Raw genomic sequence first — 22,153 nt, 5'->3', positions numbered from 1 at the left:
GAATGAGTCGGTGGTACTACCTCGACCGGTAGTAGGCGTCGATGGGGGCGCGGGCCTCGTCGAAGAGGGCCGGGCCGTCCTGTGTCACCGTCGGCCAGGCGCCCGACTGGGGGTTGAGTTCGACGAGTTGTTCGGTGGAGAGCGCGTAGACGACCCGGACGATGCCGGAGCGGACGATGCCGCCGGCGCACATGCCGCATGGCTGGCAGCTCGTGTAGAGGGTGGTGCCCGCCGCTGTTCGCGGGTCGAGTTCACGGGCGGCCCAGCGGGCCAGCTTCAGTTCCGGGTGGGCCGTGATGTCGTTGTCGCGCCGCACCGTGTTGTGGGCCTCGGCGAGGACCGTGCCGTCGGGGGCGGCCAGGAGGGAGCCGTACGGGGCGTCGCCCTCGGCGATGGCATGGGCCGCGATGCCGATCGCGCGGCGCAGCAGCGTCTGGTCGGCGGTGGTGATCACGGTGCTGTCCTCCAGTGGGCGGCCACCTCGGTGAGTGCCTGCCAGGCCGTGTGGGGTCGGCGGGTCTCGTCCGGGTCTCCGTGGTAGGGGTCGAGAACGACGGTGTCGGCACCGAGCAGGCGGAGCTGGTCGAGGTCGTCGAGGATCTGCTCGATGGTGCCGACGCCGGCTGGCCGTTCGGGGTCGTCGACCGGGGTGGTGGTAAGTCGCAGGGCGATGCGGGGTGCGAACGCCGGCAGCGAGTGGTTCGACAGGACGGTTCGCATCCGTGGCAGAGGGAGTCGCAGCGGATGCCAGGCGTCCCCGAACCGGGCCGTACGCCGGAGGGCCGCCGCGCTGTGGCCGCCGACCCAGACGGGGATCGGGGTGGCGCCGTCCTCGGTGTCCGTGCGCCAGGCGTCCCTCAGGGTGGTCAGGTACTCGTCGGTCAGCCGGCCGCGTGCGGTGAACGGCACGCCGAGCGCGTCGAACTCCTGGCGGGCCCAGCCGACGCCCACCCCGAGTACGAGCCGGCCGCCGCTGAGCCGGTCGAGGTTGGTGGCCATTCGCGCCACCAGCAGCGGATGCCGGTAGGGGAGGATCAGGACGGTCGTGCCCAGTCGCACCTTGGTGGTGATGCCGGCCAGCCAGGACAGTGTGGTGAACGGCTCGTAGAACGGCTCCGGGTACCGCTCGGCCACATCCGGGGTGACGGCCACGTGATCCGACACCATGAGGAGGTCGTAGCCGAGGCCTTCCGTGATCCGGGCCCAGTCGCGCAGCAGGCCGGGATCGGTTCCGGGCCCGAAGTTCGGTACGTTGACGCCGAGTTGCATGGCCCGAGGCTATCCCGGCGATCCCGGCATATGGAACCGATTCTTCCTGGTGGTAGGGGTCTTGCTCCGTGAATCTCCCGGTAGATTCACGGTATGGCCGTGAATCTTGATGACATCGACTGGGCGATCCTCGCGCAGCTGCAGCGGGAGGCCCGTATTTCCCTCAGCGAGCTGGGGCGGCGAGTGAAGCTCAGTCCGTCGGCCACGACGGAACGGGTGCGGAATCTCGAGTCGCTGGGCGTCATCACCGGCTACCACGCCTCGGTGGACCTGACCAAGGTCGGCTATCCCGTGCTCGCCGTCGTCCGGCTGAAGTACCCGGGCAACCGCCACGAGCCGCTGCGCCGGCTGCTCGCCGAACGCCGGGAGATCCTGGAATGCCTGCGCACCACCGGCGACGACTGCTACACCCTGAAGGTGGCCGCGACCTCCATGGAGCATCTGGAGACACTCGTGGACGAGCTGGCCGGCTTCGGCAGCACGACCACGAACGTCGTCTACAGCCAGACACTGCCCTATCGCGGCCCTGACCGATCCTGACCGATCCTGATCAACAGACCCGCCACCGGATCCACCGGACCTACCGGATGTCGCCCTCCTCCGCCGTCGTCTTCACCCGGGTCGTCACCTCCTGGGCCAGGCGGGCCGCCCCGACGAGTTCGGTCATCGTCTGCTCCAGGAGCCGGCCGTTCGACTGCTCCACGGCCTGGCCGCACGTACGGCCCGTCTTCTCCAGCCGCGCGATGAACTCCTTCCAGAGCTGCGCGGCCCGCGGCTCCGGCACCCGGAAGAACGCGTCGGCGTCCCGCGCGATCCTCCCGAAGTCCTCGCAGAAGGGTCGGACGCGGGATCCGGACACCTCGCCCCGCCCCTTGGTGAGGAGGTCGAAGAAACCTTTCGCGCCGGTCATGAAGCGGTTCCTCAGCAGTTCTTCCCCACCGTAGAGGTACCAGGAGAGCACCTGGATCTCCCGGGTCCGGGCGGACGCGGGCGGTCCCGTGGAGCCGCCCGCCGCCTCGCCTCGACCGGGAGAGACCGCCGGCGCGTGGCTGTGCGCCCTGTCGGCGCGGCTCTGGCCGCCCCCTCCCAGGAGCGTCCCCGCCGCCACGGTGGCCCCCACCGCCACGGCGCACAGCAGGCCCACCGCGACGGCGCGGCGGGCGGGCGGCACGGCCCGGCGTACGGTGGCGGCGCCACGGGACGCGGCCCGCCGTCGCACGGTCCCGACATCCGCCACGGTCCCGGCCACCGACGCGGTCCCGACCTCCGGCGCGGTCCCGGCCACCGACGCGGTCCCGGCCACCGACGCGGTCCCAGTGACCGATACAGCCACGGCCATCGTCGCGGCCGCGGCCACCGATACGGCCGCGGCCGCGACGACGGCCACGACCGCGCCCAGCAGCAAGGCGGGGCCCAGCAGGAGCCGGAAGAGCGGCCAGGTCACATCGGGGTGCCAGCCACAGGTCCGGACGAGCGTGCTGAGCGGCCCCACGCATCCGTCGAGCGACGAGAGCGCGAACGTCCCCGCGGAGCCCGCCAGAACGGCGGCCTCGGCCGCGATGAGGGCGACGAGCAGCCGATAGGAGCGCGCCGGTGCGCTCGCGGCGACGGCGGCCACCGCCGCGGCCGTCCCGAGGGCCACCAGAAGCCATCCGCAGTAGGCGACGACGAACGCGGGGAAGTCCGTGGTGGCCCGCCGGGTGTGCAGGAAGGCCATCGCGCCCACGAGGGCGGCACAGGCCGACGCGGCGCCGAGCAGCACGGCCAGGAGCACGCGCCGCAGCGGCGGCACGCCCTCCCCTCGCCCCGCCCCGGCGCCGCCGCCTTCCACGGCTTCCCGCATCCAGCGGGGTGGGGCACCGGACGGGCCGATCGCCCAGGCGAGCAACGGTACGACCCACAGCGCCGCGACCGCGGGGAGGACGAGGGGACGGCCGGCCACCGTCATCAACTCCGCCAGGACCTTGGCGGGCAGGGAGCGGTAGGCGTCCTGGATGGACATGAGCCCGGACGACTGCATGAAGCCCCCCGTGTCGAAGGGTGCTCCGCCCGCGTACAACGCGCCGCTCGTCTGCCACCACTCGAACCACGCCGACAGCACCAGGCACATGGCCGCCAGCCCCAGCAGCATCGCCGGGCGGATCGTCCGGCCGGGCCACATCCGGACCCACAGGTGGGCGCACTGGGTGGCCCACCATGCGAACGCCCCTCCCGCGAGCACCACGAGCGCGAGGACCCAGGGACGTGCGGGCAGCCAGGCGAAGGACGTCACGCCGTCGACGACCAGCTCGCCCGCGGCCATCCCCGCGCCCAGCCACAGCCCCGCGCGCACCCCGGACGGCACCCGGCGCAAGGTGAGCACGGCGTGGGCCACCCCGCGCCACAGCGCGACGCCGAGCACTCCGACGACCAGCGCGGCCGAGACCAGTACCCGCGCGTGGTTCGCCCACTGGGCGTTCGCCGCGAACGCCTCCTCCCCCGCCTGGGAGTTGATCAGGGTGGCGGCGGCTCCGGTCAGGAAGAGCGGCAGCGCCTGCACGCCGAACAGCACGACGGGATCGTCGAGGGACTTCCGGCGCAGTTCCCACCGCGGGTGGGTGCGCCACAGCTCGGCCAGGGCACCGACCGACCGCCGCCACACGCCCGGCGGCGGGCCCGGGGTCGCGACCGCCCAGCCCCGGGGATCCGCGCCCCAGCGCACCGCCGCGCGGTCGGCGTAGATCTCCCGGCTGCGCAGCACGTCCGCGCGGGCCAGGTAGACCAGCACGACCAGGAGTGCCAGCAGCCCGAAGCCCCGTACCGCGGCCGGGAGCTGGACGTCCCGGAACCGCGGCGCGATGGCGAGGGCGCTCCTGATGTGGACCGCCAGCGCGGGCAGGAGCACCACGGCGACGAACGCCCACCACACGGCGAGGGTGGTGTAGGTGAGCGTCACGTCCCGGTTGCGGATGTGGGCGAGTTCGTGGAGGAGGACCGCGCGGAATCCCTCCGGGTCGGTGCGCCCGCGGGCGAGCAGGCCCCCGTGGAGGCACACCGTGGGGCGGCGGTCGCTGCCCAGCACCACCGCGCCCGTCGAGGCCGCCGCGGGATCGACGACGACGCGCGGTGCCCTGGGCAGCCCGGCCACCGCCGCCAGCTCCTCCACCAGCCGCAGGATCCCGCCGTCGGGGTCGACGGCCGCCAGCGGGACGACCCTGCCGGGCCGCGTCCTCCAGGCGGGGACGCCCCGGAACAGCGCCCAGGCCACGACCACGAGGAGAACCGGCCAGGAGAGGGTCACCCACCAGGCCAGCGGCGGCTCGTAGCGGTCCAGGCACGCCTGATAGGCGGGGGCCTGGAGGTTCGTGGCGACCACGTCGCGCGCGACGTCGCCGGCGAACGGATCGCCTCCGGCGGCGAACAGGCAGCCGAAGTGATCGAGGCCGGTCCGCAGGGCGGCTCGGCGGGTGATGCCTCCCATCACATGCCAGCAGCTCACCAGCAACAGGACCATCAGGAGCACGAAGCGCACCGTCGTGCCCGCGCCCATCACCCGCTCGTCGACCCGTATCCGCGACGGGGTCGTGGGCGTCATGCCGCTCTAGCCCCGCTCCGGAGGACGGGGCCCGGGGGCCCCGTCCTCCGGCTCCGGCAGCGCCAGCCTGGCCACCACCGCGTCGGCGATCGTCTCCGCCCGGCGCTCCCCCAGGCCCCGCGCCAGGGCCGTCTCCACCACGCGCCGGCGGATCCCGGCGAGCTGCTCCGGGGTCAGGGCGGCGGGGAGGACGACCGGAGCGGACGGCCGGCGCAGGACCTTGCGCAGCACGGACCTCGACCTGGTGGCCGCGGCGTCCACGGCGGCGTCCGCCATCCGGCGCCCCGCCTCGTCCAGGACCAGCCACACCACGGGCGCGGCCATCGCCACGACCTCGCCCAGCCCGAATCCCAGCGGCTCGCGCCGCCCGCCCGTGCGGCCCAGCCGCCGGACGACCGTGGCGTCGTCGAACCGGGTCAGCGCCGTCACCAGCGGCAGTTCCTCCGGCGCGACCTCGGCCACGACGTCATGGACCACATCGCGCACGCGCACCGTCATCCCGTCGTACGGAGTCGCTCCAGAGCCCATCGCGCCCTCCTGTGGCGTGAGTTCCGCAAGGGCACGGTACTGCGGAGCCTCTCCTTCCGCCCTCGGTTCCGAGAGTTCGTTCGAGTTCGCGAGCGGGCCCCGCTCAGCCGGACGCCGGGGCCAGTCCGAGGGCGGCCTGGAGCCGTCCCAGCATCCCGGGCGCGGGCGGGCGGTCCGCCCCCTTGGTGTGTTCGCGGGTGCGCATCAGGCTGGCCAGCATCTCCGCCACCTGCTCCTCGTGGGTGGAGTAGTTCGCGCGGGCGAGCAGGCGGTGGATGAGTTGTGGGTCCAGGTCGCGCAGGAGCCGGTGGAGCTGGCCGTCGTGCTCGGTCACCGAGTGGTGGTCGAAGAGGATGTGGCTGATCTCGTGCAGCACGATGTGCTCTTGGTGCAGGCGGGTGGTGTGTTCCTCGTAGAAGATGTGGTCGTCGGTCGCGGTCGCGAGCCACAGGCCGAAGGCGCCCGCACGGACGGCCTGCATCGGCATCGGGTGGAGGTGCAACGGGCGTCCGCGCAGAACGCGGACATGGCGGCAGAGGGCTTCGACGGAGAACGGGCGGGGCGGGCCGACCCGGTCCAGTACGTCCTGACAACATCGGCGCAGATCTGCGATGGGCTGAGACATGGCTGCTTCCCGTCCCCCGAGTCCTGGGCAGCGGTGGTAGAGGGCGTGCGCGCGCGGAGGCATCGGTTCTCCCGGCCTGTGGGAGCGAACGCGGTGCCAGGACGGACGGGGACCGGCTGTGCTCACCGACCGCCCGGCGGTGCCTTCGTCCCGGTGTCGTCGTCATCGATGGGCGAGAGGTTCTGGACCTTGCGCGCCTCGTTGACCATGACGATGAGCGCGTCGAGGCTCGCCGGGGAGAGCCCCTCGGCGCGCAGCGCGAGGTTGCGCACCTTGGCGTCGCGCAGCGCGACGGCCAGGGCCAGCTGGGCGTCGATCCGTTCGGCCGCCTCGTCGTTGAGGAAGTACTCCGGGGGCACCCCGAAGAACTCCGCCAGGACGTCCAGTTGCTCCAGGGTGACGTTGCGCTTCTTCCCGGTGGCCAGTTCCCACAGGTACGTGCCGGAGATGGTGCCGCCGGTCTTCTCGGATATCTCCTTGGCGAGCCGGCTGTACCCGGGGCGCCGGCGCTCGTCCGGGTAGATCGTGGCGATCAGCTTGTTGAGCCGCTGGTCGAACTTGCGCACAAGGGGCCGTCCGGGCCGGTCCGGTGCCGTTTCGCTGCCGCCCATGCTCTGTTCTCCGTCTTCGCTGGTGGCCGGCCGACCGCTCCGGCCCGCTGCCGCAGGCGTCCGTTGTCCGGAAAACCATCCAACCATCCGCCACTGTTGACAATCGCGTCTTTGGACAGCGTACGCTCAAGCTCCGTAGCATCCGCTGAAGTGGACAGTGAACGTGGAGGCTTCCGGCCGTGCCCAGTGGGCCGCGGGTGGGGCGAAGGGGAGTGTTCATGGGCCGCGACATGTCCTTCCGTGTACTCGGGCCACTCGAAGTGGCGGTCGGCAGCAGAAAGGTCCTGATACCCGGCGGCAGGCCGCGCAGCCTGCTCGCCGCTCTCCTGGTGAACGCGGGGGACACTCTCACCCCCGAGGACCTCGTCCACTCGGTGTGGGGCGACTCCCTTCCCCGGCAGCCGCGTCCGGCGCTGCACACGGCGATGACCCGGCTGCGCCAGGGGCTGGACGGCGGGGGCGCGGACCTGTCACGGCTGTTGCACACCTCGGCCGGCGGATACCGCCTCGACGTGCCGCCGGACTCCCTCGACCTCCACCGCTTCCGGGGGTTGACGCAGCGGGCGCGCGCCGCCGGCCGCGTCGGGGACCTGGAGTGCGAGCGGACCCTGCTGGCCGACGCCCTGCCGCTGTGGCGCGGACGGCCCCTCGCCGACGTGTGGTCCGAGGAGTTGCACCGCGACGTGGTGCAGGGGCTCACGGAGGAATGGATCAGGGCGCGGGAGCGGTACCACGACGTGTGCCTGGCGCTGGGCCACCATGACGAGATCGTCGCCGACCTGCGCACGCTCACCGCCAAGTACCCCTTCCACGAGCGGCTCTGGCACCAGCTGATGCTCGCCCTCTACCGCTGCGGCCGCCGGGGCGAGGCCCTGGAGGTGTACGCCCAGGTGCGCGGCTTCTTCCGGGACGAGCTCGGCGTCGATCCCGGCGCCGAGCTCCACCGGCTCCACCTCGCCATGCTCCGCACCGACGGCAGCCTCCTGGCGTGCGGCGCCTGACCGCCGCCCCCGCCGGCGCGCCACCAGGACGGTGACCGCGGCGAGCAGCAGCACACCGGCGCTCACGCCGAGCGCCCCGGTCCCGCCGAGCCGGGCCGCGAGACGCCCGTACGACGCCCCGGCCGCGTACCCCGCGCCCGCCTCGGCGCTCGCCCAGACGGTCGCCGCCACCAGGCTGTACGGGGCGAGCCGCCGGTAGCGCAGCCCGGCCGCGCCGGCCAGATACGGCGCGAACGTGCGCGCCAACGGTACGAACCGGCAGAGAAGCAGGGCCGGTCCGCCGCGGCGCCGGATCAGGCCGGTCACCCGCTCCCGGGCCGCGGCCGGCACCCGGCGCCCCAGCCGGCCGTCCAGCAGCCCGTCCGAGAGCCTGCGCCCCGTGCGCTGGGCCGCCAGGTCGCCGGTCACCACGGCGGCGACGGCCGTCGCGATCACCAGGGGCAGGTGCAGCACCCCCGCCCGGGCCAGCGCGCCCGCGCACACCAGCAGGCTGAGCGTGGGCACGAACGAGCCTAGGAACAGGACCGATTCGAGGAGCACCAGGCCGGCCACGGTGGCGTACGCGGCCGACGGCGGTACGTCCGTGAGGAGTTCGGCGGGCAGCCGCATCAGACCGCGTCCACGGTCCGGCCCGGCCGCTCGGGGGTCCGCAGGTGCCACACCCGGGCCGGCGGCAGGTTGCGCCACACCACGCTCTGCCGCCCGCCGTGCTGCCGGGCGAACGCGTCGACGACGGCGCCCACCTCGCGGTGCCGGGCGGCCTCGGCGCGGCTGCTGAAGGCGGAGCGCAGGGCGTGGGTGCCGAGGTAGGCGAAGAAGGTGAGGTGTCCCCCGGGGACCAGCACGGACAGATAGCGGTCCAGGATCGAACGCACGACGGCCGGTTCGAAGTTGGTGAACGGCAGGCACGACACGATGACGTCGTAGTCGCGGTCCAGCGGCATCTCGGTGATCGATCCGGCCAGGATCCTGATCCGGTCCGCCGCCGGCGCGAGCACCGGATCGGTGCGCAGCGATCCGGACAGGATCTCCACGAAGCGCGGGTTGATCTCGACGGCGTCCAGCCGGTCGGCCGGGCCGGTGAGCGCGGCCAGCGCCCGTGTCACCGGGCCCGTGCCGGCGCCCACCTCCAGCACCGCAGCGGGGCGCCGCACCATCGACGAGGGCCACATGGGGGCGGCCAGCCGGTCGGCGAGATGCCGGCTGCTGGGCGCGACGGCCCCGGTGGTGCGGAAGGTGCGGGCGGCCTCGCGCAGGAAGAGGGGCCTCGGGACGGCAGGGGCGAAGGTGGCGGAAGGGGCGGAAGTGGGCTGCGGATTCACGTGCTTCAGATCCATGCCCTCGACGCTAGGGAGCGGCGTGAACCGTGCCATCGGCTGTCGGTCGGCGGGCGCACCGTACGAAAGTAGGGGGTCGTGATCGCCCGTCGACGGATAGGGGAACGCTCGTGGACGCCTACGCTTTACCCGTGCTGAGCGCGGACGTTCGGAGATGGCCCTGGTGGGCGGAGGCCCTGTTGGTCGCCCTGGTGGGCGAGTTGTCGGTGCAGACGGCGGTGGTCGGGGCCGACGGCGATCCGCTCGATCCGCGGGTCGCGGTCGCGGCCGTCGCGAGTCTTTCGCTGCTCCTTCGGTACCGGCTGCCCGCTCTCACGGCGCTCGTCACCACCGCCGCGGCCGCCTGGCTGGGCGACCCGATGCCGCTCCTGGTCGCCGTCTTCTACTTCGCCTCCCGCGGCTGGATCGCGGCCGGCGTGCTGTGCACGGTGGCGGCGCTGGTCGGCAACCACTTCCTCCAGCCCGACGAACTCCTGTGGAGCGTGCGCTCCTACGGCCCGGTCATGCCGTTCGGCCTCGCCCTGGTCCTCGGGATGTGGGCCAGCAGCAGGCGCCGGCTCGTCGCGAGTCTCACCGCGCAGGTGGAGCAGCTCCGCGTGGAGCGCGAACTGCGTGCGGAACAGGCCAGACTCAACGAACGGACCCGTATCGCGGCCGAGATGCACGACGTCCTCGCCCACCGCCTGAGCCTGATCGCCCTGTACACGGGTGCGCTGCGCCGGCGCGCCCACGAACTCCCCGAGCCGGTCGCCGAACGTATCGCCCAGTTGCGCACCACCTCCACGGAGGCGCTGGGCGATCTGCGCGACGTCCTGGGGGCGCTCCGCGACCACGAGGGCGAGGGCCCGCGGACGCCGGGTCTGCAGAAGCTGACCGAGTTGCTCGACGAGGCCCGGGCGGCGGGTCAGCGGATCGAGGCCGACGTCCGCGGCAGCGCCGACGGCCTTCCGGCCAGCCACCGGCTCGCCGTGCACCGGCTCGTCCAGGAGTCCCTCACCAACGCCCGCAAGCACGCGCCGGGGGCCCCGGTGCGGGTCAGTGTGCGGTACGGCCCGCCCCTGTCCACCGTCGAGGTCGGCAACGGCCCGGGGACGGTCGCCCAGGAGACCGTCGTCACCAGCGGCTACGGTCTGATCGGACTGGCCGAGCGGGTCGCCGCCCTGAACGGCGGCCTGCGCTACGGGCCGTCCGGTTCCGGCGGCTGGAGCGTCGCCGCGGAACTCCCCGTGGACCAGGGCGCCGACGCCCGTCCCGCGCGGGGGACGGCATGATACGTACCCTGATCGTCGACGACGACCGTCTGGTCCGCGTCGCCCTCACCGACATCCTCGACGACGACCCGGGCATCACGGTCGTCGCCCAGGCCGGCGACGGGCGGGAAGCCCTGGAGGTGGCCGCCGCGCAGAGCGTCGACGTGGCGTTGATGGACGTGCGGATGCCCCGCCTGGACGGCATCGCCGCCACGCGGGGGCTGCGGGCGCTGCCCCGGCCGCCGCAGGTCGTCCTTCTCACCACCTTCGACCTGGACCAGTACGTGTACGACGGGCTCGCAGCGGGTGCCTCGGGTTTCCTCCTCAAGGACGCCGACCCGTCCGACATCGTCCGGGCCGTCCACGTCGTCGCCGAGGGCCAGGCCATGCTCCACCCGGTGGCCGCCCGCCGTCTCGTCGACCGCTACCACCGCTCGGCCGGCGGCCGGACGCAGGCCGCCAGGGCCCGGATCGAGCGGCTGACCCCGCGCGAGCGGGATGTGCTGGAGCTGCTGGCCGACGGGGCGTCGAACGCGGAGATCGCCGCCGTCCTGGGCATGCGGGAGAGCACGGTGAAGGCCCATGTGAGCCGCATTCTGGCGGCACTCGAGGTGGGCAACCGGGTGCAGGCCGCGCTGTGCGTGCGGGACGCGGGACTGCACGGGGGCGACGCCCGGGAACACGGGCGCGACTCCCGGGAATATTGATCGGTCGCTATTGATCGGATCGCCGTGAAAGCGGTCTGAAACCGATGTGTAAGAGACCGTCCCTAGGGTGGGGTCCACCGGGATCCGAATGGATGGGGATGGTCCATGAAAAGCGCGAAGGAACCGACGGTCTACCAGGACGTGGATGTCATTCGCCGCATTCAGGAGCTCATGGTTCTGTGTTCCTTGCTGCCGCCCGACGGCAAGCTGCGTGAGGTGCTGGAGATGGCTCTGGCAGTTCACGAGGAGCCGCTGCTCGCCCGGATCACCCCCGTCACCAACCTCCACCCCTTCGCCACCAAGTCGTGGCTGGAGAACCTGTGGGACCCGGCCTCGACGACCGGGGCGGAGAAGGAGCTGGTGTCCTGGCAGAACACGAGCGAGAACATGGGGCCGGCCATTCAAGAGCTCAAGAATGCCGAGCAGCAGATGGGCATTCGGCTGGCCGCCGAGAAAGTGTCGTCACAGTAATCCCTATCGGAGGAAATCGTGACCACAAGCCTTCTTCAGCAGGCCGTCGTGGACGCCGAGTTCCGTGCGGCGCTCCGTGAGAACCCGGCCGAGTTCGGTCTGACCGAGGCCGTCCTGCCCGCCTCGGTGGAGCAGCACGACCAGGCGTCCCTGGACTTCTGGACCAAGGACATCGCCGCGACGGAGGCCTACGCCTGCGTCAACAGCTGCAGCTTCGGCCCCCTGACCTGGTCGTGCGACGGCAACACCAAGTAAGTGAACGCCGCCGCTAGGCGGCAGTGATCACCTGGCTCGACGAACACCGGCTCGATGACGCGGTGGGCCGCCCTCCGGCCGCCCACCGCGTCGTGGTGCCCCGGCCCGGCCACGACGGCTCCTTCCAGATCAGGAGAGATTGAGCATGGGACGCACGGATCCGCTGGACCTCGCGGCACGGGCGAGCAACCTGGCCGAACGGCGGCATGCCGTGGCCGCGCTCGGCGGGCCCGGGGCCGTCCCGGGGGCCGGGGGCGCCCTGGACGCGTTCGACCGCTGGAAGATCCGGAACCTGGCGGGGAAGCTCGCCGACAAGTTCCACCAGGAGTCCCTCCACCGGGCGGAACCGCCCCAGCACACCCGGGACGAACTGGTCACCCTGCTCACCGCGTTCCGTCTGCTCGAACGGAACCTGGACAAGGCCGACGACGCCGCGCGCGAGACGCTCATCGGCCTCCACGAGGCCTGGCTGCCCACCTACGAGGCGGCGCTCGACCACTTCGCGCGGCACCCGGAGGAGACGGCCCTGCGCGGCTCCGACGAGCACTACGGGCGGCTCGCCAAGGCCTGCGAGCCCTTCCTGCTCCACCTGGAGCACACTCTGCGCACGGAGTGCGCCGGCCACCCGCTGCTCCGGACACGGCTGGTGGAGGACCTACGGGCCCATTTCCTCGACCGGTTCGAGCTCGCCCTGGCCTGGGCCGTGGAGGCGGACGCCAAGGCGCACTGCGCCGAGGCGGGCATCGACGCGGACACCGCCACCACCGAGGACTACCTGCGCTACCTGGACGAGACGTTCGCCGACCGCGCCGCCTACCACCGCTTCTATCTGAAGTTCCCCGTGCTGGGCCGCTGGCTCGCGCACTCCACCGCGCTGCTCGTCGCCCACGGCCGTGAGCTGTTCCAGAGCCTCGCCGAGGACGCCGACGCGATCGCGGACGAGTTCTTCGGGCAGCGGATCGTCGCGTTCACCTCGCTGCGGCTGGGCGACTCGGATCCGCACGCGGGCGGACGCACCGTGGCCCGCGTCACGGCCGAGCTGGCCGACGGCAGCACACGGGAGTTCTTCCACAAACCCCGCTCCGTGCGCTCCGAGGCCGCGCTCCAGGTCCTCCTCGGCCGCCTGGCCGACGACGGTGTGCTCGGCTTCGCGACCCGCCCGGTGCTGCCGAGGGACGGCTACGGGTACGAGGCGCTGATACCCCCCGGGCGCAACCACGTCGGCACACCGGAGGAGGCCGCGCGGATCTACGAGGAACTGGGCGGCTACCTCGCGGTGTTCTACGTCCTGGGCGGCAGCGACCTCCACTTCGAGAACGTCATCGTCGCCGACGGCCACGCTTACGTGTGCGACGCCGAGACCCTCCTCGGGGTCCGGCCGCGGGGCCGGGCCCACTCCGAGGGCACCTTGCTGGACTCGGTGTTCAAGACCGGTCTGCTGGAGTGGCCGCGGGCCGACAGGCCGGCCGGGGAGACCGCCGGCGAGATGAGGATCAGCGGCTACACCGGCGGCGAGGGATACGACATCCCCATGCCGGTGCCCCGCGTCAACGAACACCGGCTGACCTTCCGGGCGGCGGTGGAGCACCGCACCGGCATCCGCGTCGAGGCCACCGCCTCCAACCGGGTCTTCCTCGACGGCGAGCTCGTCCGGCCCGAGGACCACAGCGAATCGATCAAGAGCGGCTTCAACCGGGTGTACGAGTGGTTCCGGCGCGACCCGGACGCCGCCACCGACTTCCTCATGACGGCCTTCAGCGCCGTCACGGCCCGCTTCGTCAACTGGGGCACCCAGATCTACGTCCAGCTCCTGAGCGCCGCCCGGCACCCGCGCTGCCTGGCCGAACCCCTCGAAGTGGACCTCCTCGCCAACACCGTACGGACCTTCCCGCGCACCTGGGACGCCCAAGGGGTGCTCGCCGAACGCGAGGTCGCCTCCCTGTGGCAGCTGGACGTGCCCATCTTCACCGCGACCGCCCACGCCCGGCGGCTGGTGCACGCCCATCGCGAGCAGCTCGCCTCGCCCCTGGAGACCTCGCCGATCGAGCTCGCCGCCGACCGCATCGCCAAGCTGTCCGAGCGCAACCGCGAGCAGCAGAACCAGTACATCTCCGCCGGACTCTCCTCGGCGGAGATCAACAGCCCCTCCTTCGTCGCCACCTCCCTGGAGTACGCGGAACGGATCGGCCGCCGCCTGTGCCGAGAACTCCGGGACGATAAAGCTGCCGCGCCGTGGACCTCGTACGAGCTGTCCGGCGGCCGGCTGGTGGAGGCCGACATCGAGGGCGACCTGTACCAGGGGTCGGCCGGGATCGCCTTCTTCCTGGCCCACCTGGACCGGCTCGCGCCACGCCCCGAGTACCGGGCCGCCGCCCGCAGGGCGCTCGACCACGCCCTCGACGGCCTGGACACCAAGCGCATCGGCGCGTACACCGGGGCCGGCGGCACCGTCTATCTCCTCACCCACCTCGCCGGACTGTGGCAGGAGCCGGCACTCCTCGACCGGGCCGTCCGGCTGAGCGACGAGATCGCCGAGCGCATCGAGGAGGACCGGCACTTCGACGTCCTCCACGGCGCGGCCGGGCTCGTCCCCGTCCTGCTCGGCCTCGCCCGGCAGGCCGACGGCCACGGCATCGCGCACGCCCACCGGTGTGCGGAACACCTCCTGCGCCACGCCGTCGACGACGGGACGACACTGAGCTGGCCGCCCTTCTCGCCCGACGAGGCGTACGCCAACCTCACCGGCTTCTCGCACGGCTCCGGCGGCATCGGCTGGGCCCTCGTCCAGCTGGGCGTGGAGACCGGACACCCGGAGTACGTGGCCGCCGCCCGCAAGGCCTTCGCCTACGAGAACCGGCACTTCGACACCGCCGAACACGACTGGTACGACCTGCGCACCGACAACGGCGCGGCCGTCAGGGGCGCCCGGCACTTCTCCAACGCCTGGTGCAACGGCGCCGCCGGCATCGGCCTCGCCCGCGTCACCAGCTGGGCCGCGCTCGGGAAGACCGACGACGAGCTGCTGCTCGACGCCCACCGCGCGCTCAGCGCGACCCTGCGCAACTTCCCCAGGCTGAAGAACCACACCCTGTGCCACGGCACCTCCGGCAACGCCGAACTCCTCCTCCGCTTCGCCGCGCTGCGCGCGGAGCCCGCCTTCCAGCTGGAGGCGAACGTCCAGGTCCAGGCGCTCTGGAGGAGCTTCGAGGACGCCGAGAGCGGCACCGCGGAGCACAGCGCCGACTTCTTCCCCGGGCTGATGCTCGGCATCTCCGGATTCGGGACGCACTTCCTGCGCCTGGCCGCACCCGACCGGATGCCCTCCCCCCTGCTCCTCGAACCGCTGCCGCACCCCGAACCGTGAAGGAGCCGAACCGGCATGCCGCTCAAGACCTGTGAGGAATTCCTGCACGACGTCCACGACCCCGGCCTGTTCCGGCACGAGTTCAAGGCCGTCACGGCGATCGAGGAAGTCGTCGTCCTCGGACGCCGCCACGGCTACGGCTTCACCGTCGCCGAGTTCCTGGAGAAGGCCCGGGCCTTCGGCGCCCCCGGCGGCGACCGGCCCCCGGCCGCCCCGGCCGGGGCGGGGCCGACGACCGTCGCCCACCACGAGTACGAGCTCGCCGACCTGCCCGGCTTCGCACCCGTACTGGCCGAGCTGCCCCGCCTGAAGACCATGCCGCCCACCGTCGATGCGGCCCGGTTCGCCGGCGACTTCCGCGCCGAGGACCTGGACTCCACCTCCCGCAACCCCACCGACCCCGGCTACCGGGCCTGGCACCGCAGGCTCGCCGCGGCCGGCTGGCGCGACCCCGGCACGCCCGACGCGCCCCGCCGCGACTTCCACCTGGTCAACCTCGACGAGCACGTCGAACACGACGGCTACGAGGAGTACTTCGCGGCCAAGCGCCGGGTGGTGTCCGCCCTGGAGAACGTGTTCGACGGCGAGGTCCGCTGCTCCGGCTCCCTGTGGTACCCGCCGAACAGCTACCGGCTGTGGCACACCAACGAGGACGACCCGGGCTGGCGCATGTACGTGGTCGACTTCGACCGCCCCTTCGACGACGACGGGCGGACGTCCTTCTTCCGCTACCTCCACCCGCGCACCCAGGAGCTCGTCACCCTGACCGAACGGCCCAGGACCGTGCGGTTCTTCAAGGTCTCCCAGGACCCGGAACAGCTTCTCTGGCACTGCATCGTCAACCCCACCGACCGGCACCGCTGGAGCTTCGGCTTCGTCGTCCCGGAGAACTGGATGGACGGAGTCCGCCGCAACGGCTGACCGGCACCGGGAACGGCGCCGGGAACGGGAGGAACGATGTTCGGAGCAGGACAGCGGGCGGCACGCCGGCCCGCACCGGCCGGCGCACCGCCGGCCGCGCCACCGGTCCCCCCGGCCGTGCGCGCGCGGGGCGTGGTCAAGTCGTACGGCGGGCGCGAGGCCGTCCGCGGCATCGACCTGACCGTGGCCCAGGGGGAGACCTTCGCCTTCCTCGGACCGAACGGGGCGGGCAAGACCACCACCATCCGGATGCTGTGCACCCTCGCGGCACCGTCCGCGGGCAGCATCGAGATCGCCGGCCACGACACCCGCACCGCGCCCCGCCAGGTGCGGCGCAGCCTCGGCCTGGTCTTCCAGGAGACCACCTTGGACCCGGAGCTGACGGCCGAGGAGAACCTGCGCTTCCACGCCGACCTGTACGCCCTGCCGACGGCCGGTCTCGGCGAGCGGATCGACGCCATGCTGGGCCTGGTGGGGCTGCGCGAACGCCGCGGTTCCCTGGTGCGCACGTTCTCCGGCGGCATGCAGCGCCGCCTGGAAATCGCCCGCGGCCTCATGCACCGGCCCCGGCTGCTCTTCCTCGACGAGCCGACCATCGGTCTCGACCCGCAGACCCGGGCCCAGGTGTGGACGCACCTGGCCGAGGTCCGCCGCCGCGAGGGCACCACGGTCTTCCTCACCACGCACTACCTGGACGAGGCCGAACAGTGCGACCGGATCGCCATCATCGACGAGGGCCGGATCGTCGCCGAGGGCGGTCCGGACGCCCTGAAGGCCGTCATCGGCTCCGACCGGGTGCAGCTGCGCACGGACGACGACGAGGCCGCGGCCGCGCTGCTGCGCGGACGGTTCGGGCTGGAACCGGCGGTGGCGGACGACGGGATCACCGTACGGGTGGCCGACGGCGCCCGGCTCGTACCGATGGTGTGCGCCGGACTCGACGTCGCCGTCCACTCGGTCGTGGTCAGCCGGCCCAGCCTCGACGACGTATTCCTCCACTTCACGGGGCGGGGCATCCGTGACGACCGGCCGGCGGGCGGCACCGGAGATGCGGGAGGCGGATCGTGACGGCGACGTCGGCGGGCGCGGCACCGGCCGCGGGGCGGGAACCGGGCCGGTTCGCCGCCGAATGGCGCGCGGGCGTCATGGTGTGGCGCCGCGAGATGATCCACTTCCTGCGGAACCGGACGGGGATGGTCGTCTCCCTCCTCCAGCCGCTGCTCTTCCTCTACATCCTCGGGATCGGCCTGTCCCGGATGTTCTCCGGGCCCGGCTCGTCCTCCGACTACATGGTGTTCCTCTTTCCCGGCGTGCTGGTGATGGCGGCCCAGGCGCCCGCGATCTCCGTCGGCGCCTCGATCGTGTGGGACCGGGAGAGCGGATTCCTGCGGGAGATGCTGGTGGCGCCGGTCCGCCGGAGCACCCTGCTCGTCGGCAAGTGCCTGGGCGGCGCGACCGTGGCGGCCTGCCAGGGAGGGGTGGTGCTGGCCAGCGCGGGGCTGACGGGGATCCCCTACCGGCTCGGGATGTTCGCGGAGCTTCTCGCCGAGCTCGTCCTCGCCTCCCTGGCGATGACGGTGATGGGCGCGGTGGTCGCGGTGCGCACCCGCCGGGTGAGGACCTTCCACACCGTGCTCACGGTGCTGACGGCGCCCCTGGTCTTCCTCTCCGGGCTGATGTTCCCGGTGAGCGCGATGCCCGGGTGGATGGCGGCCGTCACCGTCGTCAACCCGCTGACGTACGCCGTCGACGCGATGCGCCGCACGGTGCTCTCCCACTACGACGCGCCCGCGGACAGCCGCCTGTTCGACCCGGTCACCTGGGGCGGCCACGCGGTGCCGCCCTTGCTGTCGGTGGCGCTGGTGGCGGCGTTCTGCGCGGTCATGCTGGCGGCGGCCAGCCGCGCCTTCTCCCGGACGGAATAGCAGGCCTCCATACACGGACGGACCACGCAAACCACGAAGACCACGAGAGGAGTCGGAGCATGCGGAAGAACGGAAGAGGTGTCCGCCGGGGCGTGCTGTCGCTGGGGGCGGTTCCCCTGGCGGCGGCCATGCTGCTCGGCGGGCAGGCACACCCCGCGGCGGCCTTCGGCACGATCAACGCGCTGGGGCAGCACGCCGAACACGAGCGCATCACCCGCGCCGCCCTGGCCTGTGCGCCGGGCCAGGGCTCCGACGGGTCCTGTTTCGAGCCGCGGTCCCTGGACCAGGTCGCCGGCCACACCGGTACGTTCGGGGCGGTGGGGTCCCCCGACTCCGACGAGATCACCGTCACCGCCGCGCACTGCGACAACGCCGACCACCTCGCCCGGCCCGGCTATCCCATCAGCCGGGAGCAGGCGTCGAGCCAGCTCATATCCTGTGTGACACACCTGCAGTGGCGCTTCGGGAAGGGGACGGACGCCGCCTCCGGCGTGCTCGGCGGCGACGGCGCCGTGGCACCCTCCGAGGTCGACCTCGGCAAGGACTGCGTCTTCACGCTCGGCATCCCCGGGCGCGGCAAGTGCAACGCCATCGAGGGTTTCGGCCGCGCGCTGCACGGGGTGCAGGACTTCTACTCGCACAGCAACTGGACCGACCGGGCCGACCCGGCCCGCCCCATCGGCAAGGACAACCCGCCCGGACTGCAACTGGCGGCCCCCTCACCGCTGTTGCAGCTCTCCCGGGGGAAGGCACCGTCGCCCGGCGCGATCCCCGAGGACCTCACCACCGGCTGCTTCTCCCTCCTGGGCGGCTGCTCCAGCCGGGTCGACCACGCCGACGTGAACAAGGACACCGGGCTGATCGACCCGGTGACCGGCGCCACCAGCGGCCCGACCACGCCCCGCGGCAGGACGGCCGGCAACTTCGACCGGGCCGTCCAGGGCGCCATCGCGGACACCCGGCGCCAGTGGGCGGACTTCCGCACCCTCCTGCGGGAGCGCTACGGCCAGGAGCGGGGCGACCGGATCGGGTGCGCCCTGACCCACGACAACCCGGTCCGCGACTGCCGCTGACAGGTGGTCACTTCGCTGTCGCCGACGGGCTCGCGGTCCGCTCGGCGAAGGCCCGGGCGATGCCCGGCCAGGCGGCGGCCATGTCGACGAGGAAGGCCTTCTCGGCGTCGAGCCCACCGCCCGCCAGCCCGTGGTGACCGAGGCCCGCCTCCTGTTCCGGGCGGCCGGCGAGCCTGGCCGCCCGGGCCGCGGCGATCACACAGGCGAGCTCGGCGGCCGCCGCCCGGGGCCCCGGCACACCGCGGACGGCGACGTACCGCCGGGCGAGCCCGAGGGCCCCGGGCGGCACATGGCCCTGGAGGGCGATGATGGCGTCCCGGGTCTCGATGACCTTCCGGTACACGAGCAGGTCCCGGGGCACGAGCGGCCGCAGCAGCTCGGCGACCCTGCCCCGCGGCTCGGTCAGGGCCACTTGCGGCACGGCCACCATCAGGTCGTACCACAGCGGCCACAGTCTCCAGGCCGTACGGGCGTCGGACGCCAGGCGGCGGGCGGCCTCGAGGACCGGCACCAGGATCGCCGCGGCCCGCAGCAGCGCGTGCAGCGTCAAGGCGACCGGAAGGTGCCGCAGGGCCGTGTCGTCCCCGACGGCGAGACGGACGCACTGCCCCGCCCAGTACACCCACGCGAACGCGGTCCCGAGCCCGAAGAGCCGGAGCCCGGCGGCGAGGGAGCGGCTCTCCGTGCGCCGTCCGTAGTGCCAGCACACGAGCACGCACAGCGTGTTCACCACGAGGTGCACGCCGATGACGATCAGCCAGTAGGCGACGGAGGGCGACGGCCCGCCGGCGACACGATGCTCGTCATGCGGTCCGGCGTGGCGGTCGAGGAACAGCAGCAGGGCGATGGTGAGGCAGCCGGCCGGGACGAGTACGCGCGGCACGCGGCGGACTCCCGCCGTGGCCAGGAGGAAGTGCAGCACGGCACCGGCCGAGACGACGCCGGTCAGATTCCTGGCCTCGGCCAGCTCGGCGCTCCGCCCGAACGTCTCCCCCGCCGGCCGCGTCACGACGGGCAGATTCAGCGTCATGGCGAGCGCCGCCGTCCCGACCGCGAGCCACAGCGCCCGCTGCGCCGGACACCGCACGGCCCCGCGGGCCCGCAGCAGCACGGCGACCCATAACAGGATCACGCCGGCGGTCTGCGCGTGAGCCTCGATGTCAGCGGACATACAAGGCAGTCCGGTCGAGGAAGCCATGGGCGCACATATGACCACACCCTGGCAAACGAACACCCGCGCGACAAGGGGTTGCGCGAACGAACAGGCGGAACCTGCCACTTGGGCGGGTGCGGGGACCGTCAGGGAGTCGTCGTGGAGATCACATAGGCCCGGGGGCGGTTGGGGTTGTCCCAGTTGACGACGATCTCGAAGTTCGGCTCGGGCTTGTCGTGGGAGACGGCCGTGCCCCGCCAGTGGTGGTCGTCGGGGCCGAACTTCCAGCCGACGACGTCCGCCTCGTCCTTGTCGATGGTGATCCGGCCGGGCTGGAGCTCGGCGGAGGAGGTGCCGAGCTGCTCGAGCCAGTGGTCGAGCCGGTCGCCGGTGGTGGTGAACTGCAGGTACAGCGAGCTCGACTTCCACGAGTTGGTCTCGTAGTGGGCGACGTACGCGGCGCCCGGCGGCACCGTCATCCCGTAGATGCGGCGCTGCAGCCGGGACGGCCAGCCGGACTCCAGTCCGGTCTGGGCCGCCTCCTCCCGCTTGGACTCGCTGCCGCTGCGGCTCTGCATCGCGGAGATGTAGAGGTATCCGGCGGGGATGGCGACGAGCAGGAAGACGATCAGGGGCTTGACCCAGCGGGGGGCGCGCCGGGGCGGGACCGGCTGTTCCTCGGGGCGGGCGAGCTGTTCGGGCTGCACGGCGGTCACCCCCGGCCGGCCCGTGCGTAGCGCTCGTAGCGCTCCACCCGGCGCCGGTTGGCGCGGCGGAAGCGGCGGGCGACGAGGCGGGCGAGGTCGGCGGCGCCGACCATGCCGGCCTCGGGGCCGAGCTGGGCCTTGACGATGCGGGCCTCGGGGCGGTAGCCGCGGCCGGTGAGGTGGCGGCGGAAGGCGTCGCGGGCGGGGGCGATCAGCAGGTCGTCGGCGGCGCTGACGCCGCCGCCGATGACGAAGCAGGAGGGGTCGAGGGCGGCGGCGAGGTTGGCGATGCCGACGCCGAGCCACTGGCCGATGTCCTGGAGGAGCTCGACGCACATGGCGTCGCCGGAGCGGGCCAGCTCGGTGATCAGCGGGCCGGTGATCTCGTTGACGCTGCCGCCGACGCGGTCCATGATCCCGTACGCGACCGGGGACTCGGCGGCGGCGAGCTCGCGGGCCTCGCGGACGAGGGCGTTGCCGGAGCTGTACTGCTCCCAGCAGCCGCGGTTGCCGCAGGGGCAGCGGTGGCCGCCGGGGACGACCTGCATATGGCCGAATTCCCCGGCGACGCCGAACTTGCCGCGCTTGACCTGGCCGTCCTCGAGGATGGCGCCGCCGATGCCAGTACCGAGGGTGATCATGACGAGGTCGTCCTCGCCCCGGCCAGCGCCGAAGCGCCATTCGGCCCAGGCGGCGGTGTTGGCGTCGTTGTCGACCATCACGGGCACGGCGAGGCGGCCGGCGAGGCGGTCGCGCAGGGGCTCGTTGCGCCAGGAGAGGTGGGGGGCGAAGAGGACGCGGTTGCGGTCGGCGTCGACCCAGCCGGCGGCGCCGATGCCCACGGCGTGGACGTCGTGGCGGTCGGAGAGGTCGAGGACGAGCTCGACGATGGTGTCCTCGACGACCTTGGGGCTCTTGGACTTGTCCGGGGTCTCGGTGCGGAGCTTCTCCAGGATGTTGCCGTCGGCGTCCACGACGCCCGCCATCACCTTGGTGCCGCCGATGTCGATGCCGACCGTGGGGACGCGGGGCGCGGTGAGGTGCGAGCGCCGCTCACGTGTGCCGACCGTGCGGAGCACGGTCGCTGTCGCACTGCCCCGGTGTACCCGCTCGCGGTACATGCTCATCGCGGTCGTAGCCCCTGCGGTGGTCTCGTGAGGCCGTGGGCCTCGTGGATGCGGTCGTGGCCGATTGTGCCTCACGGATGGGTCACGACGCACAACGGCGCTGGTCACCCGGTTGTGGGCAATCGTCCCGTAAGGACGGAGGGCGGGGGGGGGGGGGGGCGGCCGCCCGCGCCCCCCCGGTGTTCGCGTGGTGGGTGAAGGGGCCATTTTCCGCGAATACGGTGGCGGGCCGGCGCGCCGTTACGGGCCCGGCGC

22 protein-coding genes and 1 pseudogene are annotated in these 22,153 nt (G+C 72.8%); 12 read left to right on the top strand and 11 right to left on the bottom strand.

The features are described from left to right. Positions 1 to 16: 16 nt before the first annotated feature. On the bottom strand, positions 17 to 454 hold the full coding sequence (locus ACFYZR_RS27830; RefSeq protein WP_391914980.1) for a nucleoside deaminase: 438 nt from the start codon (positions 452 to 454) through the stop codon (positions 17 to 19). Further along, positions 451 to 1,269 (bottom strand): TIGR03619 family F420-dependent LLM class oxidoreductase, encoded by an 819-nt coding sequence (locus tag ACFYZR_RS27825; protein ID WP_391914978.1) that lies wholly within the window; start codon positions 1,267 to 1,269, stop codon positions 451 to 453. Before ACFYZR_RS27825 ends, ACFYZR_RS27830 begins: the two co-directional genes overlap by 4 nt. 93 nt (positions 1,270 to 1,362) lie before the next feature. On the opposite strand from ACFYZR_RS27825, the gene ACFYZR_RS27820 reads away from it, so the two are divergent. Beyond that, positions 1,363 to 1,809, top strand: a complete 447-nt coding sequence (locus ACFYZR_RS27820) for an Lrp/AsnC family transcriptional regulator (protein WP_391914976.1) — start codon at positions 1,363 to 1,365, stop codon at positions 1,807 to 1,809. Positions 1,810 to 1,849: 40 nt separating this feature from the next. Here ACFYZR_RS27820 and ACFYZR_RS27815 read toward each other — a convergent pair whose 3' ends face one another. From ACFYZR_RS27815 to ACFYZR_RS27800, 4 genes are all read right to left on the bottom strand, one after another. Next, the gene (locus ACFYZR_RS27815; RefSeq protein ID WP_391914975.1) at positions 1,850 to 4,843 is read right to left on the bottom strand and encodes a M48 family metalloprotease; all 2,994 of its coding nucleotides are present in this window, start codon (positions 4,841 to 4,843) and stop codon (positions 1,850 to 1,852) included. A gap of 6 nt (positions 4,844 to 4,849) precedes the next feature. Continuing rightward, positions 4,850 to 5,371, bottom strand: coding sequence for a hypothetical protein (locus ACFYZR_RS27810; protein ID WP_391914973.1), 522 nt, complete (start codon positions 5,369 to 5,371; stop codon positions 4,850 to 4,852). A gap of 103 nt (positions 5,372 to 5,474) precedes the next feature. After that, positions 5,475 to 5,858 (bottom strand): hypothetical protein, encoded by a 384-nt coding sequence (locus tag ACFYZR_RS27805; protein WP_391914971.1) that lies wholly within the window; start codon positions 5,856 to 5,858, stop codon positions 5,475 to 5,477. Between the two features lie 260 nt (positions 5,859 to 6,118). Continuing rightward, the gene (locus tag ACFYZR_RS27800) at positions 6,119 to 6,607 is read right to left on the bottom strand and encodes a helix-turn-helix transcriptional regulator (RefSeq protein WP_311608126.1); all 489 of its coding nucleotides are present in this window, start codon (positions 6,605 to 6,607) and stop codon (positions 6,119 to 6,121) included. 218 nt (positions 6,608 to 6,825) lie between these two features. On the opposite strand from ACFYZR_RS27800, the gene ACFYZR_RS27795 reads away from it, so the two are divergent. Beyond that, positions 6,826 to 7,608 (top strand): BTAD domain-containing putative transcriptional regulator, encoded by a 783-nt coding sequence (locus tag ACFYZR_RS27795; RefSeq protein ID WP_391914969.1) that lies wholly within the window; start codon positions 6,826 to 6,828, stop codon positions 7,606 to 7,608. A gap of 31 nt (positions 7,609 to 7,639) precedes the next feature. Further along, positions 7,640 to 7,807, top strand: coding sequence for a hypothetical protein (locus tag ACFYZR_RS27790; RefSeq protein ID WP_391914967.1), 168 nt, complete (start codon positions 7,640 to 7,642; stop codon positions 7,805 to 7,807). Here ACFYZR_RS27790 and ACFYZR_RS27785 read toward each other — a convergent pair. Together ACFYZR_RS27785 and ACFYZR_RS27780 are read right to left on the bottom strand one after the other, a co-directional pair. After that, a pseudogene (locus ACFYZR_RS27785) lies at positions 7,795 to 8,217 on the bottom strand (DedA family protein); the annotation flags it as partial. The gene ACFYZR_RS27790 and the pseudogene ACFYZR_RS27785 overlap by 13 nt on opposite strands. Further along, positions 8,217 to 8,945, bottom strand: a complete 729-nt coding sequence (locus ACFYZR_RS27780) for a class I SAM-dependent methyltransferase (protein WP_391914965.1) — start codon at positions 8,943 to 8,945, stop codon at positions 8,217 to 8,219. The pseudogene ACFYZR_RS27785 and the gene ACFYZR_RS27780, both read right to left, overlap by 1 nt. A 131-nt stretch (positions 8,946 to 9,076) precedes the next feature. Here ACFYZR_RS27780 and ACFYZR_RS27775 point away from each other — a divergent pair, with 131 nt between their 5' ends. The 9 genes from ACFYZR_RS27775 (at position 9,077) to ACFYZR_RS27735 (ending at position 18,911) form a co-directional block, all read left to right on the top strand. Next, positions 9,077 to 10,216 carry a sensor histidine kinase gene (locus tag ACFYZR_RS27775; protein ID WP_391914963.1) on the top strand — a complete coding sequence of 380 codons (1,140 nt, stop codon included), beginning with the start codon at positions 9,077 to 9,079 and terminating at the stop codon, positions 10,214 to 10,216. Then, positions 10,213 to 10,902, top strand: a complete 690-nt coding sequence (locus tag ACFYZR_RS27770) for a response regulator (protein WP_391914962.1) — start codon at positions 10,213 to 10,215, stop codon at positions 10,900 to 10,902. Before ACFYZR_RS27775 ends, ACFYZR_RS27770 begins: the two co-directional genes overlap by 4 nt. 105 nt (positions 10,903 to 11,007) lie before the next feature. Then, positions 11,008 to 11,373, top strand: a complete 366-nt coding sequence (locus ACFYZR_RS27765; protein WP_391914961.1) for a DurN family substrate-assisted peptide maturase — start codon at positions 11,008 to 11,010, stop codon at positions 11,371 to 11,373. A gap of 18 nt (positions 11,374 to 11,391) precedes the next feature. Beyond that, the gene (locus ACFYZR_RS27760; protein WP_391914960.1) at positions 11,392 to 11,628 is read left to right on the top strand and encodes a cinnamycin family lantibiotic; all 237 of its coding nucleotides are present in this window, start codon (positions 11,392 to 11,394) and stop codon (positions 11,626 to 11,628) included. A 145-nt stretch (positions 11,629 to 11,773) separates the two neighbouring features. Further along, positions 11,774 to 14,992, top strand: a complete 3,219-nt coding sequence (locus ACFYZR_RS27755) for a type 2 lanthipeptide synthetase LanM family protein (protein ID WP_391914958.1) — start codon at positions 11,774 to 11,776, stop codon at positions 14,990 to 14,992. Between the two features lie 15 nt (positions 14,993 to 15,007). Beyond that, on the top strand, positions 15,008 to 15,913 hold the full coding sequence (locus tag ACFYZR_RS27750) for a Nif11-like leader peptide family natural product precursor (RefSeq protein ID WP_391914956.1): 906 nt from the start codon (positions 15,008 to 15,010) through the stop codon (positions 15,911 to 15,913). Between the two features lie 36 nt (positions 15,914 to 15,949). Next, positions 15,950 to 16,981: an ATP-binding cassette domain-containing protein gene (locus ACFYZR_RS27745; protein ID WP_391914954.1), complete on the top strand. Its 1,032-nt coding sequence runs from the start codon at positions 15,950 to 15,952 to the stop codon at positions 16,979 to 16,981. Continuing rightward, positions 16,978 to 17,838 (top strand): ABC transporter permease, encoded by an 861-nt coding sequence (locus ACFYZR_RS27740; RefSeq protein ID WP_391914952.1) that lies wholly within the window; start codon positions 16,978 to 16,980, stop codon positions 17,836 to 17,838. Before ACFYZR_RS27745 ends, ACFYZR_RS27740 begins: the two co-directional genes overlap by 4 nt. A gap of 59 nt (positions 17,839 to 17,897) precedes the next feature. Then, positions 17,898 to 18,911, top strand: coding sequence for a CinY protein (locus tag ACFYZR_RS27735; protein WP_391914950.1), 1,014 nt, complete (start codon positions 17,898 to 17,900; stop codon positions 18,909 to 18,911). Positions 18,912 to 18,918: 7 nt separating this feature from the next. Here ACFYZR_RS27735 and ACFYZR_RS27730 read toward each other — a convergent pair whose 3' ends face one another. From ACFYZR_RS27730 to ACFYZR_RS27720, 3 genes are all read right to left on the bottom strand, one after another. After that, complete coding sequence (locus ACFYZR_RS27730) at positions 18,919 to 20,082, bottom strand: MAB_1171c family putative transporter (RefSeq protein WP_391914949.1); 1,164 nt, start codon at positions 20,080 to 20,082, stop codon at positions 18,919 to 18,921. Between the two features lie 128 nt (positions 20,083 to 20,210). Next, entirely contained in the window at positions 20,211 to 20,771 is a 561-nt protein-coding gene (locus tag ACFYZR_RS27725) for a hypothetical protein (RefSeq protein WP_391914947.1), read from the bottom strand. Positions 20,772 to 20,776: 5 nt separating this feature from the next. Next, positions 20,777 to 21,898, bottom strand: a complete 1,122-nt coding sequence (locus tag ACFYZR_RS27720; RefSeq protein ID WP_391914945.1) for an ROK family glucokinase — start codon at positions 21,896 to 21,898, stop codon at positions 20,777 to 20,779. Between the last annotated feature and the right edge of the window lie 255 nt (positions 21,899 to 22,153).

It is taken from the genome of Streptomyces sp. NPDC001678 (assembly GCF_042892945.1).
Lineage (GTDB): Bacteria > Actinomycetota > Actinomycetes > Streptomycetales > Streptomycetaceae > Streptomyces.
The sequence above is the reverse complement of the archived record's forward strand: the minus strand, read 5'-3'. Positions and strand labels throughout refer to the sequence as shown.

Excerpts from the sequence above, each read along its gene's own strand:
- ACFYZR_RS27810 (WP_391914973.1), bottom strand. The coding sequence starts at position 5,371 with ATGGGCTCTGGAGCGACTCCGTACGACGGGATGACGGTGCGCGTGCGC.
- ACFYZR_RS27730 (WP_391914949.1), bottom strand. The coding sequence starts at position 20,082 with ATGTCCGCTGACATCGAGGCTCACGCGCAGACCGCCGGCGTGATCCTG.
- ACFYZR_RS27780 (WP_391914965.1), bottom strand. The coding sequence starts at position 8,945 with ATGGATCTGAAGCACGTGAATCCGCAGCCCACTTCCGCCCCTTCCGCC.
- ACFYZR_RS27755 (WP_391914958.1), top strand. The coding sequence starts at position 11,774 with ATGGGACGCACGGATCCGCTGGACCTCGCGGCACGGGCGAGCAACCTG.
- ACFYZR_RS27765 (WP_391914961.1), top strand. The coding sequence starts at position 11,008 with ATGAAAAGCGCGAAGGAACCGACGGTCTACCAGGACGTGGATGTCATT.
- ACFYZR_RS27820 (WP_391914976.1), top strand. The coding sequence starts at position 1,363 with ATGGCCGTGAATCTTGATGACATCGACTGGGCGATCCTCGCGCAGCTG.
- ACFYZR_RS27825 (WP_391914978.1), bottom strand. The coding sequence starts at position 1,269 with ATGCAACTCGGCGTCAACGTACCGAACTTCGGGCCCGGAACCGATCCC.
- ACFYZR_RS27735 (WP_391914950.1), top strand. The coding sequence starts at position 17,898 with ATGCGGAAGAACGGAAGAGGTGTCCGCCGGGGCGTGCTGTCGCTGGGG.
- ACFYZR_RS27800 (WP_311608126.1), bottom strand. The coding sequence starts at position 6,607 with ATGGGCGGCAGCGAAACGGCACCGGACCGGCCCGGACGGCCCCTTGTG.
- ACFYZR_RS27745 (WP_391914954.1), top strand. The coding sequence starts at position 15,950 with ATGTTCGGAGCAGGACAGCGGGCGGCACGCCGGCCCGCACCGGCCGGC.
- ACFYZR_RS27720 (WP_391914945.1), bottom strand. The coding sequence starts at position 21,898 with ATGAGCATGTACCGCGAGCGGGTACACCGGGGCAGTGCGACAGCGACC.
- ACFYZR_RS27795 (WP_391914969.1), top strand. The coding sequence starts at position 6,826 with ATGGGCCGCGACATGTCCTTCCGTGTACTCGGGCCACTCGAAGTGGCG.
- ACFYZR_RS27805 (WP_391914971.1), bottom strand. The coding sequence starts at position 5,858 with ATGCCGATGCAGGCCGTCCGTGCGGGCGCCTTCGGCCTGTGGCTCGCG.
- ACFYZR_RS27770 (WP_391914962.1), top strand. The coding sequence starts at position 10,213 with ATGATACGTACCCTGATCGTCGACGACGACCGTCTGGTCCGCGTCGCC.
- ACFYZR_RS27815 (WP_391914975.1), bottom strand. The coding sequence starts at position 4,843 with ATGACGCCCACGACCCCGTCGCGGATACGGGTCGACGAGCGGGTGATG.
- ACFYZR_RS27750 (WP_391914956.1), top strand. The coding sequence starts at position 15,008 with ATGCCGCTCAAGACCTGTGAGGAATTCCTGCACGACGTCCACGACCCC.